The sequence below is a fragment of the Streptomyces kunmingensis genome, from assembly GCF_039533535.1.
Lineage (GTDB): Bacteria > Actinomycetota > Actinomycetes > Streptomycetales > Streptomycetaceae > Streptomyces > Streptomyces kunmingensis.
Map to the genome: position 1 here is coordinate 80,612 of NZ_BAAATS010000025.1, position 13,723 is coordinate 94,334.

A 13,723-nucleotide genomic window follows, 5' to 3' on the forward strand; every position below is an offset into this window, starting at 1 on the left:
GTCCAACAACCGGGCACCGGGTATGACAACCACCGGTTGTTCCCGCGGGTCCGTTTCCTAGGGTGTGCGCATGGAACCCGTTGCCGCTTCCGCCGCCGGTCCCGGCCTCGATCCTGCCCTCGGTCTCGATGTCGATCTCGATCTCGCGCAGGTCCGTGCGTTCGCCGCCGTCGCCGACGAGCGGCACTTCGGGCGGGCCGCCGCCCGGCTCGGCATCACGCAGCAGGCCCTGTCCAAGCGGGTCGCCCGGCTGGAGGCGACGCTGGGCGTACGGCTCTTCGAACGCGGGACGCGCGGGGCACGCGGACCCGGAGCACCCGGAGTCGAGCCGACCGAGTACGGCGTCCGGTTCCTGGAGCCCGCGCGGCAGGTCCTCGACGCGGGCCGGGCCGCCGTCCTCGCCGTGCGGGATGCCCCGGCGAGGCCCCTGCGCATCGACGTATGGGGTCATCTCTACGCGCCCCTGCGCACCGTCGCCGCCCTGATCGAGGCCGCGCCGGCGCTCGACGCCGAACCCGGGGCGGGCCGTGACTACCCGGCCGTCGCGGAGGCCCTGATGCGGGGCGCCCGCGGAGGCGCCGACGCCGGGTTCGGCCGGGTGCACGCGCTGCCCGGCGGGGACGCGGCCCTGGTGCGCCGCCTCGTGCGGCTGGAACCCGTCGACGCGGTGCTCAGTGCCCGGCACCCGCTGGCCGGCGCTGCCGTGCTGCGCCCCGCCGACCTGCGCGACTCCGTCCTGCGCTACCCGGCGGAGACGGTGCGTCTCGACTTCCTCACCCGGTTCGCGGACCGCTTCGGCGTCGCCGCGCGCGCGGGCGGACCCAACCTCGGCCTGGAGTCCTTCCTGGCCCGTCTGCGCGAGGAACCGGCGTCGTTCACGCTGTTTCCCGCCGATGTGCCGCTGCCCGACGACCCCGGCCTGCGTGTGGTGCCCCTCGTCGACCCGACCCCGCTGTACGCCTGGTCGCTCGTGTGGCCCGCCGGGCGTGAGCATCCGGGGATCGCCGAGCTGCTGCGCGTCAGTGCCCGGCTGGCGGCCGAGCGGCGCTGGCTGGACCACGACCCGGTACGCGACTGGCTGCCCGACACCGACAGGCCTTGAGGGACAGAACATCCCCCATGGCGCGTTTCCCCTCATTCTCCGGTGCCTACGGTGACGCCGCGCACTTCCGGCCACGTATTGCGCATGCTTTCCGCACCCCCGGGCAGGGACATCCGGCATCACGGCAGAGCGCACCGAGGGGTGCATCTGTGGTGCTCGGGGGAGAGAACCGGAACGGAAGGCAAAGCAGGACGTGTCAGTACAACGCACCATCCATGTCGGCGGAGAGTGGCGCGGCGCCGCGTCGGGAGCCACCCGCGAGATTCTCGACCCCGCGGACGCCAAGCCGTTCGCGGTGATCGCCGAGGGCGGTGCCGAGGACGCGGACGCCGCGATCGCCGCCGCCCGCCGCGCCTTCGACGAGGGCCCCTGGCCGCGGACGCCCGTCGCCGAGCGTGCCGCACTGCTGCGCCGCGTCGCCGACCTCCTCGTCCGTGACCGGGAGAAGATCGGCCTCCTGGAGAGCCGGGACGCAGGCAAGACCGTCGAGGAGGGCCGCGTCGACGTCGACTGCGTCGCCGACGCCTTCCGGTACTTCGCCGATCTCGCGATCGGTGAGGGCGCCGGACGCGTCGTCGACGCGGGTTCCGAGGAGATCCACAGCGTCGTCGTGCACGAGCCGGTCGGCGTCTGCTCGATGATCACGCCCTGGAACTACCCCCTGTTGCAGGCCAGTTGGAAGATCGCTCCGGCGCTCGCCGCGGGCAACACCTTCGTCATCAAGCCGAGCGAGATCACTCCGCTGACCACGGTCGTGCTCGTCGAGCTGCTGGTGGAGGCCGGGCTGCCGGCCGGCGTCGCCAACATCGTCACGGGCCCCGGCGCCTCGGTCGGCGCACGCCTCGCCGACCACCCCGACGTCGACCTGATCTCCTTCACCGGCGGTCTGCTCAGCGGAACCAAGGTGGCCCTGGCCGCCGCCGCGGACGTCAAGAAGGTCGCCCTGGAGCTCGGCGGCAAGAACCCGAACGTCGTCTTCGCCGACGCCTGCGAGACCGAGGACGGCTTCGACACCGCCGTCGACCAGGCACTCAACGCCGCGTTCATCCACAGCGGCCAGGTCTGCTCCGCCGGCTCCCGCCTCATCATCGAGGAGTCCGTGCGCGAGCGCTTCGTCGCCGAACTCGCCCGCCGCGCAGGCAAGATCCGCCTCGGCCGCGGCACCGAGGACGGCGTGGAGTGCGGGCCGCTCGTCAGCGAGCAGCAGCGCGACAAGACCGAGTCGTACGTCGCCTCCGCGCTCGCCGAGGGCGCCGTGCTGCGCAGCGGCGGCAAGCGCCCGGAGCCGAGCGCGGTCCGGCCCGCCGACGGCTACTTCTACGAGCCGACCGTCCTCGACCAGTGCCACCGCGAGATGCGGGTCGTGCGCGAGGAGACGTTCGGGCCGATCCTCACCGTCGAGACCTTCCGCACCGAGGACGAGGCCGTCGCCCTCGCCAACGACACCGAGTACGGTCTCGCCGGCGGCGTCTGGACCGCCGACGCGGGCCGCGCCCGACGGGTCGCCGGCCGGCTGCGCCACGGCACGGTCTGGATCAACGACTTCCACCCCTACCTGCCGCAGGCCGAGTGGGGCGGCTTCGGGAAGAGCGGCGTGGGCCGCGAGCTGGGCCCCGCCGGACTCGCCGAGTACCGCGAGGCCAAGCACGTCTACCAGAACCTGGCGCCGAAGCCGGTGCGGTGGTTCGCGGGCTGACCCCGCCCCCTTCGGACCTACGCCCTCATTACGCGAAGTACCTTGCGACGCCTAGGAGTTGACGCATGCCTGAGAACCCCGGACAGCCCCAGAATCCCGGTCCGCCCGACGCCGCGTACGACTACGTGATCGTCGGTGGCGGCACCGCCGGATCCGTGATCGCCTCCCGGCTCACCGAGGACCCGGACGTCACCGTCGCCGTCATCGAGGGCGGCCCCAGCGACATCGACCGCGACGACGTCCTGACCCTGCGCCGCTGGCTCGGCCTGCTCGGCGGCGACCTCGACTACGGCTACACCACGACGGAGCAGCCGCGCGGCAACTCGCACATCCTGCACAGCCGCGCCAAGGTGCTCGGCGGCTGCTCCTCGCACAACACGCTCATCTCGTTCAAGCCGCTGCCCGGCGACTGGGACGAGTGGGCCGCGGCCGGCGCCGAGGGCTGGGACCACAAGGCGATGGACCCCTACTTCGCCAAGCTGCGCAACAACATCGTCGCCGTCGACGAGAAGGACCGCAACGCCATCGCCCGCGACTTCGTCGAGGCGGCACAGACGGCGACCGGCGTCCCGCGCGTCGAGGGCTTCAACAAGGGTCCCTTCAAGGACGGCGTCGGCTTCTTCGACCTCGCGTACCACCCGGAGAACAACAAACGGTCGTCGGCCTCGGTGGCGTACCTCCACCCCCACATGGAGGCGGGCGACCGCCCCAACCTGACGCTGCTGCTCGAGACGTGGGCGTACAAGCTCGACTTCGTCGACGGCGTACGGGCGCGCGGTGTGCACGTGCGTACGAAGGACGGCGAGGAGACGCTCATATCCGCGCGCCGCGAGGTCATCGTGTGCGCCGGAGCCGTCGACACGCCCCGCCTGCTGCTGCACTCCGGCGTCGGCCCCAAGGCAGACCTGGAGAAGCTCGGCATCCCGGTCGTGCACGATCTGCCGGGCGTCGGCGAGAACCTGCTCGACCACCCCGAGTCCGTCATCGTCTGGGAGACCGACGGTCCGATCCCCGACAACAGTGCGATGGACAGCGACGCCGGTCTGTTCATCCAGCGCGACCCCGAGGCCGCCGGGCCCGACCTGATGTTCCACTTCTACCAGATCCCGTTCACGGACAATCCGGAGCGGCTGGGGTACGAGAAGCCCGGGCACGGGGTGTCCATGACGCCGAACATCCCCAAGCCGCGCAGCCGTGGGCGGTTGTACCTGACCAGCGCCAACCCCGAGGACAAGCCCGCCCTCGACTTCCGCTACTTCACGGACGAGGACGACTACGACGGGCAGACCCTCGTCGACGGCATCCGCATCGCCCGCGAGATCGCGAAGACGCAGCCGCTGGCCGGCTGGCTCAAGCGCGAGGTGTGCCCCGGCCCGGACGTCACCGGTGACGAGGAGCTCAGCGAGTACGCCCGCAAGGTCGCCCACACCGTCTACCACCCCGCAGGCACCTGTCGTATGGGCGCCAAGGGTGATGAACTCGCGGTGGTAGACCCCGAGTTGAGGGTGCGCGGGCTGCGTTCCATCCGAATCGCCGACGCGTCCGTCTTCCCGATGATGCCCGCGGTGAACCCGATGATCGGGGTGCTCATGGTCGGGGAGAAGTGCGCCGAACTGCTGGGTGGTGATGCGTGATGAGTACGCAGACTGTGGTGAAGGACCCTGCCCCGAACGGGAACGGGAAGGGGAGTGCCGGCTCCGCCGAGACCGTCTTCTCCGTCCGCAACCTGTGGAAAGTGTTCGGCCCGAAGTCCGAACGCGTCCCGGACGACGCCGCACTCGCCGGCCTGAGCGCCGCCGAACTGCGCTCCCGCACCGGCTGCACCGCCGCCGTGCGCGACGTCTCCTTCGACGTCGAGCGCGGCGAGGTCTTCGTGGTCATGGGCCTGTCCGGCTCGGGCAAGTCCACGCTGGTGCGCTGCCTGACCCGCCTCATCGAACCGACCTCCGGTTCCCTGTCCATCGACGGCGAGGACGTCCGCGCCATGGACAAGAGCCGACTGCGCGCACTGCGCCGCCACCGCGCCGCCATGGTCTTCCAGCACTTCGGCCTGCTGCCGCACCGCACCGTCCTCGACAACGTCGCGTACGGGCTCGAGATCCAGGGTGTCGGCCGCGCCGAGCGCCGGGCGAAGGCGATGGAGGTCGTCGCCAAGGTGGGCCTGGAGGGCCTCGAACAGCGTCGGCCCGGTCAGCTGTCGGGTGGCCAGCAGCAGCGCGTGGGCCTCGCCCGTGCCCTCGCCGTGGACCCCGAGGTCCTGCTGTTCGACGAACCGTTCAGCGCGCTCGACCCGCTGATCCGGCGCGACATGCAGGAGGAGGTCGTGCGCCTGCACCGCGAGGAGGGCCGCACGATGGTCTTCATCACGCACGACCTCAACGAGGCGCTCCGCCTCGGCGACCGCATCGCCCTGATGCGCGACGGCCGCATCGTCCAGCTCGGCACCCCCGAGGAGATCGTGGGCGCGCCCGCCGACGACTACGTCCGGGAGTTCGTCCGCGACGTCCCCCGCGAGCAGGTCATGACGGTCCGGCGCGCCATGCGCCCCGCCGACACCGACGAGGCCGGCCGCGGCGGCCCCGAGATCGCCCACGACGCCACGGTGTCCCAGGCGATCGAGGCGGTGGCGCGCAGCGGGTTCGCCGTACGGGTGATGGACGACGGCCAGTGCGTCGGCGTGGTCGACCACGAGCGGCTGCTCGGAGTAGTGGCCGGCACGATGGCGACGGAGACCGCGACCGCGACGGAGACGGGGACCGTGACGGAGACGGCGACCGTGACCGAGACGGCGACCGCGGCCCCGGGCGCCGATGAGCCGGCTGCCGAGCCCGGAGCAGCCCCGACCACGGAAGAGGCGGCGCCCGCACAGCCCGCTCCGCGTCCCGACGGCGAGGAGGCGGTCTGACATGACAGCTGCCGTCACCGTCGCCCCCGCCAAGGACACCCCGGCCCGCTGGAGCGGCCTGCTCCGCAACCGCGTACTCGGCAAACTCCTGCTCCTGGCCGTGGCCACCGCGGTCATCGCCCCGATCCTCAACGCCCGCTGGGCAAGCGGCAGCTGGCCGGGCGCCCTCACCGTCGACCTCACCGAGCCGCTCGCCAAGGCCAGCGACTGGATCATCGACAACCGGGACAGCCACCCGGTGTTCCTCTACTTCCTCGGCCACATCAGCAACGCGGTCGTCATCTCCATCCGCGCCGTCTACCTCGTACTGCTCGCCGCCGGCTGGGCCGGCGTGACCGCCGCGATGGGGCTGATCGCGTGGCGCGTCGCGGGCCGGCGCCTCGCCGCCTCCGCCGTGCTCGCCTTCCTCGCGTGCGGCGCCCTCGGCATGTGGGTGCCCACCGTGCAGACGCTGGCGTTCATGGTCGTCGCCGTGTTCGTCTCGGTCGTCCTCGGCGCCGTCCTCGGCCTCGCCGCGGGCCTGAACGACCGTATGTACCGCGCCCTGCGCCCGGTCCTCGACACCATGCAGGTCTTCCCGGCCTACGCGTACCTCCTCCCGGTCGCCCTCGTCTTCGGCATCGGCGTACCCGCCGCGGTCCTCGCCACCGTCGTCTACGCCGCCCCGCCCATGGCCCGCCTCACCGCGCTCGGCCTGCGCTCCGCCGACAGCGGCGTCATGGAGGCCGTCGCCTCACTCGGCGCCACCGGCCGCCAGCGCCTGCTGACCGCCCGCCTCCCGCTGGCCCGCAAGGAACTCCTCCTCGGCCTCAACCAGACGATCATGATGGCCCTCTCCATGGCCGTCATCGCCTCCGTCATCGGCGCCGGCGGCCTCGGCGACCGCGTCTACCAGGCGCTCGCCTCCGTCGACGTCGGCGCCGCACTCGCCGCCGGCATCCCGATCGTGCTGCTCGCCGTCGTCCTCGACCGTGTCACCAGCGCGGCCGGGGAGAGACTCGGCTCCCACGAACCCCCGGCCCCCTGGAAGTGGGGCGTCGTCGCCGGCGGCACCGTCGTGGTCGCCCTCGCGGCCCGCCTCGCCGACCGCCTCGACTGGCCCGACTCCTGGGTCGTGAACATCGCCACCCCGGTCAACGACGCCGTCGACTGGATGACCGACCACCTCTACACCGGCGTCCCCTACGTCGGCGGCACCGCCGACTGGGCCGGGCACTTCACCACCTGGATCCTCGACCCGTTGCGCTCCGGCCTGACCTGGCTGCCCTGGTGGTCGGTGCTGCTGATCGTCGCCGCGCTCGCCTGGCTGATCGGCACCTGGCGCACCGCCCTGACCGCCGTGCTCGCCATGGCCGCGATCGGCGTACTCGGCGTCTGGAAGCCGTCCCTGGACACGCTCTCCCAGGTCCTCGCCGCCGTCGCCGTGACCCTGGCCCTCGGCTTCGCCATCGGCATCGCGGCCGCCCGCAGCGAACGCCTCGAACGCATCCTGCGTCCCGTCCTCGACGTCTTCCAGACCATGCCGCAGTTCGTCTACCTGATCCCGGTCGTCGCCCTCTTCGGTGTCGGCCGCGCCCCCGCGGCCGCCGCGGCCGTCGTCTACGCGCTGCCCGCCGTCGTCCGCATCACCGCTCAGGGCCTGCGCCAGGTCGACCCGGCCGCCATGGAAGCGTCCCGCTCGATGGGCGCCACCACCGCCCAGCAGCTGCGCCAGGTCCAACTCCCGCTCGCCCGCCCGGCGTTGCTTCTCGCCGTCAACCAGGGCGTCGTCCTGGTCCTCGCCGTCGTCATCATCGGCGGCCTCGTCGGCGGCGGCGCGCTCGGCTACGACGTCGTCTTCGGCCTCGCCCAGGGCGACCTCGCCACGGGCCTCGTCGCAGGCGCCGCGATCGTCTGCCTCGGCCTGATGCTCGACCGGGTCACCCAGCCGACGGAACGCCGCACCCGCGCCGGAAGGAAGGCCTGAGCCATGCGAACTCGTCGGACTCACAGGTCACTCGCCGCTGTCGCCGGGGCGGGCGCGCTGCTGGCCGTCACCGGCTGCGGCGCCGCCGACATGACCAAACAGGCGTCCCCCTACGCCAACGCCCAGGGCGCCAAGACGGTGACCCTCTCCGTCCAGTCCTGGGTCGGCGCCCAGGCCAACGTCGCCGTCGCCCAGTACCTCCTGGAGCACGAACTCGGCTACCGAGTCGACACCGTCCAGGTCGACGAGGTCCCCGCCTGGGACGCCCTCAGCCAGGGCCGCGTCGACGCGATCCTGGAGGACTGGGGCCACCCCGACCAGGAACAGCGGTACGTCGAGGACAAGAAGACCATCCGGAACGCCGGCGACCTCGGCGTCACCGGACACATCGGCTGGTTCGTCCCCACGTACTTCGCCGAGCAGCACCCCGACGTCACGAACTGGAAGAACCTCAACAAGTACGCCGACCAGCTGAAGACCGCCGAGAGCGGCGGCAAGGGACAGCTCCTGGACGGCTCCCCGTCCTACGTCACCAACGACAAGGCCCTGGTCCAGAACCTGAAGCTGGACTACCAGGTCGTCTTCTCCGGCTCCGAAGCCGCGCAGATCACCCAGATCAAGCAGTTCGCCAAGCAGAAGAAGCCGTTCCTGACGTACTGGTACCAGCCGCAGTGGCTCTTCAAGAAGGTGCCGATGACGGAGGTGAAGCTGCCCGCCTACAAGGAGGGCTGCGACGCCGACCCGAAGAAGGTCGCCTGCGCCTATCCGCAGACCCCGCTGCAGAAGTACCTCAACGCCGACTTCGCCAAGGACGGCGGCGAGGCCGCGGCCCTCCTGAAGAAGTTCCGCTGGACGACGGAGGACCAGAACGAGGTCTCCCTCATGATCGCCGAGCAGAAACTCTCGCCGGACGACGCGGCGAAGAAGTGGATCGACGCTCACCGGTCCACCTGGCAGGCGTGGCTGCCCGAATAACGGGGCAGATTCCTCAGTGCCGGGTGCCTTTCCTGACGGGGGCACCCGGCACGGTCGTGCGGGGGATGCGCCTGTCAGGCGAGGGTGCCCGCGATCTCCCGCAGCGCGGCGGTCGCCCTCCGCTGCAGTCCGGGCCCGAACGTGACCCGCGTCGCCCCCAGCTCACCCCACTCCCGCGGCGAAGGCCCCCCGGGCGGCGCTCCGACGTTGACCGGCCCCTCGATCCCGGCCCGCAGCCGGGGCAGCACCTCGGCCGGCGCCCCGATCGGGTACACGCAGTCCGCGCCCGCGGCCACGAACAACCGCGCCCGCTCGATCGTCTCCTCGACCGGATCGCCGACGCCCTTGACGAGGAACGCGTCGATCCGCGCGTTGAGCACGATCCGGTCGCCCGCGGCCGCCCGTACCTCGGCCAGCCAGTCGGCCTGCCGCCGCGCGTCCTTGAGGACCCGGCCCGGGTGAGCCGGGCCCGAACCGGCCGTGGAGGCAGGCAGATCCGGGACGGAGTCCTCGAGGTTGCACCCGACGGCCCCCGTCTCCAGGAGCCGCTCCACGAGCTCCTTCGGCGCGATCCCGTACCCGGCCTCGATGTCCGCGGACACCGGCACCGACACCGACCGCACGATGCGGGCTACCGCGGCGAACATCTCGTCCGCCGGCGTCCGCCCGTCCTCGTACCCGAGCGACGCGGCGATCCCCGCGCTCGGCGTCGCCAGAGCCGGGAACCCGGCCTCCTCGAAGACCCGCGCGCTCGCCGCGTCCCACGGCCCGGGCAGGACCAACGGGTCACCGGGCGAACGGTCGTGATGCAGGGCACGGAAGACCTCCACGGGGGCCCTGGCCCCCTGCGGCCCGTCCGGGTTCACCACGCGGGTCCTCCCGGTGCGATACGACGGCTGACCATCAGCCGGTTCCAACTGTTGATCGCCGCGATCGACGCGATCAGATGGGCCAGCTCGGTCTCACTGAAGTGTGCGGCGGCGAGCTCGTACGTCTCGTCGGGCACGAACCCCTCCGTGAGAACCGTCACCGCCTCCGTCAGCGCGAGCGCCGCCCGCTCCCGCTCGCTGAACAACTCGCCCGCCTCGGCCCACGAGTTGAGCAGCGCGATCCGCTTCGCGCTCTCCCCGTTCTTCTCGACAGCGACGTCGACGTGCATGTCGAGGCAGAACGCGCACTCGTTGATCTGCGAGGCCCTGATCATCACCAGCTCGGCGAGGACCGGATCCCCTAGCCCCTTCTTCGCCGCCGCGCCGAGCGCCACCATCGCGTCGCGAACGCCGGGGTCCAGCTGCGTCATGCGCGCGCTCACTTGAAGTCCCCCGCCTTGTAGTGCCCCGGTGCCTGGCGCGTCGAGACCCCGAAGCGGTTCCACGCGTTGATCGTGGTGATCGCCGCGATCAACTGGCTCAGCTCCTTCTCGTCGTAGAGCTTCGCCGCCCTCTCGTACACGTCGTCCGGAACGAAGCCGTCCGTGAGCACCGTGATCGCGTCGGTCAGCTCGATCGCCGCGATCTCCCTCTCGGTGTAGTAGTGCTTCGACTCCTCCCAGGCGGCGAGCTGGATGATCCGCTCCACGCTCTCACCTGCGGCAAGAGCATCCTTGGAGTGCATGTCCAGGCAGAGCGCACACCGGTTGATCTGCGACGCCCGGATCTTGACCAGCTCGTACGTCACCGGGTCGAGGCCGCGTCGAGCCGCCGCGTCGAGCCGCACCATCGCCTTGAAGACCTCGGGGGCGTGCTGGGACCAGGCGAGCCGGGGCGTGTGCTCGTGCACGAACTCCTTGCCGGCCCCGGCCGTGTTCCCGGTGCTCTCGTCGGTCCTGCTCTCGTGCGCGTCGCTCTCGTGTGTCGTCATGCCTCGACCCTACGAACGGATTAGCCCAGAGGTATGGTCCATTCCCATGGCGGAAACCTGGGCCACTTCGCCCTCCGGACAGGCCCTCGGCATCGACCTCCATATCGAGCCCACCGGCTCCGGCCTGCGACGGGGCCTGACCGACGCCCTCCGTGAAGCCGTCCGCGGCGGACGCCTCGCCCCCGGCACCCGGCTGCCCGCCTCCCGCACCCTCGCCGTGGACCTGGGCATCGCCCGCAACACCGTCGCCGACGCCTACGCCGACCTTGTCGCGGAAGGCTGGCTCACCGCCCGCCAGGGCTCCGGCACCCGGGTCGCCGAACGCCCCGTCGAGGCCCCGCGCGCCGTCCACACCCCCGGCCGCCGCACCCCGGGCAAGCTCCTCCACGACCTGCACCCCGGCACCCCCGACCTCGCCTCCTTCCCTCGTGCCGAGTGGCTCAAGGCCTCCCGCCGGGCCCTGACCGCGGCCCCGAACGAGGCCCTCGGCTACGGCGACCCCCGCGGCCGTCCCGAACTGCGCACCGCCCTCGCCGGCTACCTCGCCCGCGCCCGCGGCGTCCACGCCGACCCCGGCCGCATCATCATCTGCGCCGGCTTCGTGCAGGGCCTGACACTGCTCGGCGAGGTACTGCGCCGCCGGGGTGCACGCGACATCGCCGTGGAGACGTACGGCCTCGACGTCCACTGGAACGTCCTGACCCGCGCAGGCCTGCACACCCACCCTCTCCCGCTCGACGAACTGGGCACCGACACAGGGGGGTTGGATGCCTGGAGCGGCGGGGGCCCGGGTGCCGCCGTCGGCGCGGCCCTGCTGACACCCGCCCATCAGTTCCCCATGGGCGTCCCGCTCCACCCGGACCGGCGGGCGGCCATCGTCGACTGGGCGCGTCGCACGGGAGGGCTCATCCTGGAGGACGACTACGACGGCGAATTCCGCTACGACCGTCAGCCCGTAGGAGCCCTCCAGGGACTCGACCCGGAGCGGGTGGTCTACCTCGGCACGACGAGCAAGTCACTCGCCCCCGGGCTGCGGCTGGGCTGGATGGTCCTCCCGGCGGCTGTCGTCGACGAGGTCGTCGAAGCCAAGGGGGCCACGGACTGGTCGTGCGGCGTCCTCGACCAGCTGACCCTCGCCGAGTTCCTGGGCTCGGGCGCCTACGACCGCCATCTGCGCAGCGCCCGCCTGCGCTACCGCCGGCGCCGCGACCAGCTCGTCGCCGCCCTCGCCGAACGTGCCCCCGCCGTCCACGCCACCGGTATCGCCGCCGGCCTGCACGCGGTCCTCCAACTCCCGCCCGGCACCGAGCAGTCCGTGGTCCGCGCCGCCGCCTGGCAGCGCCTGGGCGTCGCGGGCCTCTCCAGCTTCCGCCACGAGGACGCCGCCGACCCGGCCGCCCTGCTCGACGCCCTGGTCGTCGGCTACGGAACCCCACCCGACCACGCCTGGAACGGCGCCCTGGACGCCCTGTGCCGCGTACTCCCGTAGCGCGGGCTCGCCACCCGCTGCGCGGCCGTCCTCCGCGTTCTTCTACGCTGACCGCCGACACTTGGCACGACGTGCCGGGGCGACCGCGGGGGAGTGAACCAAAGGTGGAGAAACGACGGCGACTGCGGTCGAGCACGGTGGTGCTCGGCGGCATGGGTGTGCTGGCCACGGCCCTGACCTCCTGCGGCTCCGACCCGGACCGGCGCTGCGTGGACCGGGACAGCTACGACACGCTCAGCGGGTACAAGGTCGTCGGCGACCAGTACTGCAAGAGCGGCTCGGGCACGAACACGTCCGGCAAGGGCCGCAAGAGCGGCACCGGCAAAAGCGGTCGGGTCGACGGCGCCTGGTACTACGACTCCGACGTCAGCGGCCGGCGTGCCGACAACGGCACCTTCAGCCGCGGCGAGGCCGTCGACCGGGGCGGCTTCGGCTGCTCGGGCTCCGGTTCCGGGGGCGGCTGAACCGGATGCGGCGCCACACCATCCGGCCCCGCGACGGCTGGCAGCAGACCGTCGAGGAACAGGGGCTGATCTACCCGCTCACCCGCTACCCGGACGACTCCCTGCGCCCCTACTGGGACGAGAGCGCCTACTACGCGTTCTCCCTGCCCGAGGTGGAGGCCCTCGAGGAGGTCGTCGAGGAGCTGCACGAGATGTGCCTGGACGCGGCCGAGCACCTCGTCGCCCAGGACCGCCTCGCCGACCTGGGCATCACCGACCCCCGCTTGGCGTCCCTCGTCCGGGAGTCCTGGCGCCGGCGCGCGGAACTCCCCTCCGTGTACGGGCGGTTCGACCTCTGCTACGACGGCCGCACCGATGCCCCGGCGAAGCTCCTGGAGTACAACGCCGACACCCCCACCTCCCTCGTCGAGGCCGCCGGCCCCCAGTGGTTCTGGATGGAGGAGCGCTTCCCCGGCGCCGACCAGTGGAACTCCCTCCACGAGCGCCTGGTCGACGCATGGAAGAAGCAGGCCGCGCTCCTGCCTCCCGGCAACCCTCTGCACTTCGCGCACTCCGCCGCCGACGAACTCGGCGAGGACCTGATGACCGTGGCCTACCTGCGCGAGACCGCCGAGCAGGCCGGACTGCACACGGAAGCCATCTCCGTGGAGGACATCGGCTGGGACCCGCTGTCGCGGCGCTTCGTGGACAAGAAGCTCCGCTTCATCCGCAGCTGTTTCAAGCTCTATCCCTGGGAGTGGCTCACCACCGACCGCTTCGCCCCCCACGTCCTGGACACCCTCGACAACGGCGGCGGCACCGGCACCACCCTGTGGATCGAGCCCGCTTGGAAGATGCTCCTGTCCAACAAGGCGTTGCTGGCGGTGCTCTGGGAGCTCTTCCCGGGCCACCCGAACCTCCTCCCCGCCTATCTGGACGGGCCACGCGAACTCGCCCACACCACCGGATACGTCGCCAAGCCCCTCCTCGGCCGCGAAGGCGCCGGTGTCACGCTCCATGGACCCGGCGGCGCACCCGCTGAACCGGCGCCAGGGCAAGAAGCCTGCTGCTATCAGGAGCTGAGCCCACTGCCCGACTTCGACGGCAACCGGGTGGTGCTCGGTGCCTGGGTCGTGGAGAACGAGGCGGCGGGCCTCGGTATCCGCGAGTCCTCGGGCCCGGTCACCGACGAGTACGCCCGCTTCCTGCCCCACGTCATCCTCTAGGGCCAATGCCGTGACTCTGTTGGTGATCTTGTCGGGGTGCTGACGGCGGTCGCTGGCGGTG

Annotated in this window: 12 protein-coding genes; 9 read left to right on the top strand and 3 right to left on the bottom strand. The window is 71.8% G+C overall.

What is annotated here, in order from left to right; genetic code table 11:
- Positions 1-70 precede the first annotated feature (70 nt).
- From ABD366_RS28260 to ABD366_RS28285, 6 genes are all read left to right on the top strand, one after another.
- A complete protein-coding gene (locus ABD366_RS28260) occupies positions 71-1,102 on the top strand; it encodes a LysR family transcriptional regulator (protein WP_324775739.1) in 1,032 nt (343 codons plus the stop codon).
- A gap of 193 nt (positions 1,103-1,295) precedes the next feature.
- Positions 1,296-2,798, top strand: coding sequence for an aldehyde dehydrogenase family protein (locus ABD366_RS28265; protein WP_324775737.1), 1,503 nt, complete (start codon positions 1,296-1,298; stop codon positions 2,796-2,798).
- Positions 2,799-2,863: 65 nt separating this feature from the next.
- Entirely contained in the window at positions 2,864-4,432 is a 1,569-nt protein-coding gene (locus ABD366_RS28270) for a GMC family oxidoreductase (RefSeq protein ID WP_324775735.1), read from the top strand.
- Positions 4,432-5,703: a quaternary amine ABC transporter ATP-binding protein gene (locus tag ABD366_RS28275; protein ID WP_324775733.1), complete on the top strand. Its 1,272-nt coding sequence runs from the start codon at positions 4,432-4,434 to the stop codon at positions 5,701-5,703. Before ABD366_RS28270 ends, ABD366_RS28275 begins: the two co-directional genes overlap by 1 nt.
- 1 nt (position 5,704) lies before the next feature.
- Positions 5,705-7,669, top strand: a complete 1,965-nt coding sequence (locus ABD366_RS28280) for an ABC transporter permease (RefSeq protein WP_324775731.1) — start codon at positions 5,705-5,707, stop codon at positions 7,667-7,669.
- A gap of 3 nt (positions 7,670-7,672) precedes the next feature.
- Positions 7,673-8,644, top strand: a complete 972-nt coding sequence (locus tag ABD366_RS28285; RefSeq protein ID WP_324775729.1) for an ABC transporter substrate-binding protein — start codon at positions 7,673-7,675, stop codon at positions 8,642-8,644.
- A gap of 74 nt (positions 8,645-8,718) precedes the next feature.
- On the opposite strand, the gene ABD366_RS28290 is transcribed toward ABD366_RS28285, so the two are convergent.
- From ABD366_RS28290 to ABD366_RS28300, 3 genes are read right to left on the bottom strand one after another with little or no spacing between them, the layout of a single operon-like run.
- Positions 8,719-9,513 (bottom strand): isocitrate lyase/PEP mutase family protein, encoded by a 795-nt coding sequence (locus ABD366_RS28290; RefSeq protein WP_324775727.1) that lies wholly within the window; start codon positions 9,511-9,513, stop codon positions 8,719-8,721.
- On the bottom strand, positions 9,507-9,944 hold the full coding sequence (locus tag ABD366_RS28295; RefSeq protein ID WP_324775725.1) for a carboxymuconolactone decarboxylase family protein: 438 nt from the start codon (positions 9,942-9,944) through the stop codon (positions 9,507-9,509). Before ABD366_RS28295 ends, ABD366_RS28290 begins: the two co-directional genes overlap by 7 nt.
- Positions 9,945-9,952: 8 nt before the next feature.
- Positions 9,953-10,504 (bottom strand): carboxymuconolactone decarboxylase family protein, encoded by a 552-nt coding sequence (locus ABD366_RS28300; protein ID WP_324775723.1) that lies wholly within the window; start codon positions 10,502-10,504, stop codon positions 9,953-9,955.
- A gap of 46 nt (positions 10,505-10,550) precedes the next feature.
- Between ABD366_RS28300 and pdxR the strand changes: the two genes are divergently transcribed.
- The 3 genes from pdxR (at position 10,551) to ABD366_RS28315 (ending at position 13,662) form a co-directional block, all read left to right on the top strand.
- A complete protein-coding gene (gene pdxR, locus ABD366_RS28305; protein ID WP_324775721.1) occupies positions 10,551-11,993 on the top strand; it encodes a MocR-like pyridoxine biosynthesis transcription factor PdxR in 1,443 nt (480 codons plus the stop codon).
- A gap of 152 nt (positions 11,994-12,145) precedes the next feature.
- Positions 12,146-12,457, top strand: coding sequence for a hypothetical protein (locus ABD366_RS28310; RefSeq protein ID WP_324775780.1), 312 nt, complete (start codon positions 12,146-12,148; stop codon positions 12,455-12,457).
- A gap of 5 nt (positions 12,458-12,462) precedes the next feature.
- Positions 12,463-13,662, top strand: a complete 1,200-nt coding sequence (locus tag ABD366_RS28315; RefSeq protein ID WP_324775719.1) for a glutathionylspermidine synthase family protein — start codon at positions 12,463-12,465, stop codon at positions 13,660-13,662.
- The last annotated feature ends 61 nt before the right edge of the window (positions 13,663-13,723 follow it).

Coding starts and splice junctions, on each gene's coding strand:
- ABD366_RS28295 (WP_324775725.1), bottom strand. CDS start 9,944: ATGACGCAGCTGGACCCCGGCGTTCGCGACGCGATGGTGGCGCTCGGC.
- pdxR (WP_324775721.1), top strand. CDS start 10,551: ATGGCGGAAACCTGGGCCACTTCGCCCTCCGGACAGGCCCTCGGCATC.
- ABD366_RS28280 (WP_324775731.1), top strand. CDS start 5,705: ATGACAGCTGCCGTCACCGTCGCCCCCGCCAAGGACACCCCGGCCCGC.
- ABD366_RS28285 (WP_324775729.1), top strand. CDS start 7,673: ATGCGAACTCGTCGGACTCACAGGTCACTCGCCGCTGTCGCCGGGGCG.
- ABD366_RS28270 (WP_324775735.1), top strand. CDS start 2,864: ATGCCTGAGAACCCCGGACAGCCCCAGAATCCCGGTCCGCCCGACGCC.
- ABD366_RS28260 (WP_324775739.1), top strand. CDS start 71: ATGGAACCCGTTGCCGCTTCCGCCGCCGGTCCCGGCCTCGATCCTGCC.
- ABD366_RS28275 (WP_324775733.1), top strand. CDS start 4,432: ATGAGTACGCAGACTGTGGTGAAGGACCCTGCCCCGAACGGGAACGGG.
- ABD366_RS28315 (WP_324775719.1), top strand. CDS start 12,463: ATGCGGCGCCACACCATCCGGCCCCGCGACGGCTGGCAGCAGACCGTC.
- ABD366_RS28310 (WP_324775780.1), top strand. CDS start 12,146: ATGGGTGTGCTGGCCACGGCCCTGACCTCCTGCGGCTCCGACCCGGAC.
- ABD366_RS28300 (WP_324775723.1), bottom strand. CDS start 10,504: ATGACGACACACGAGAGCGACGCGCACGAGAGCAGGACCGACGAGAGC.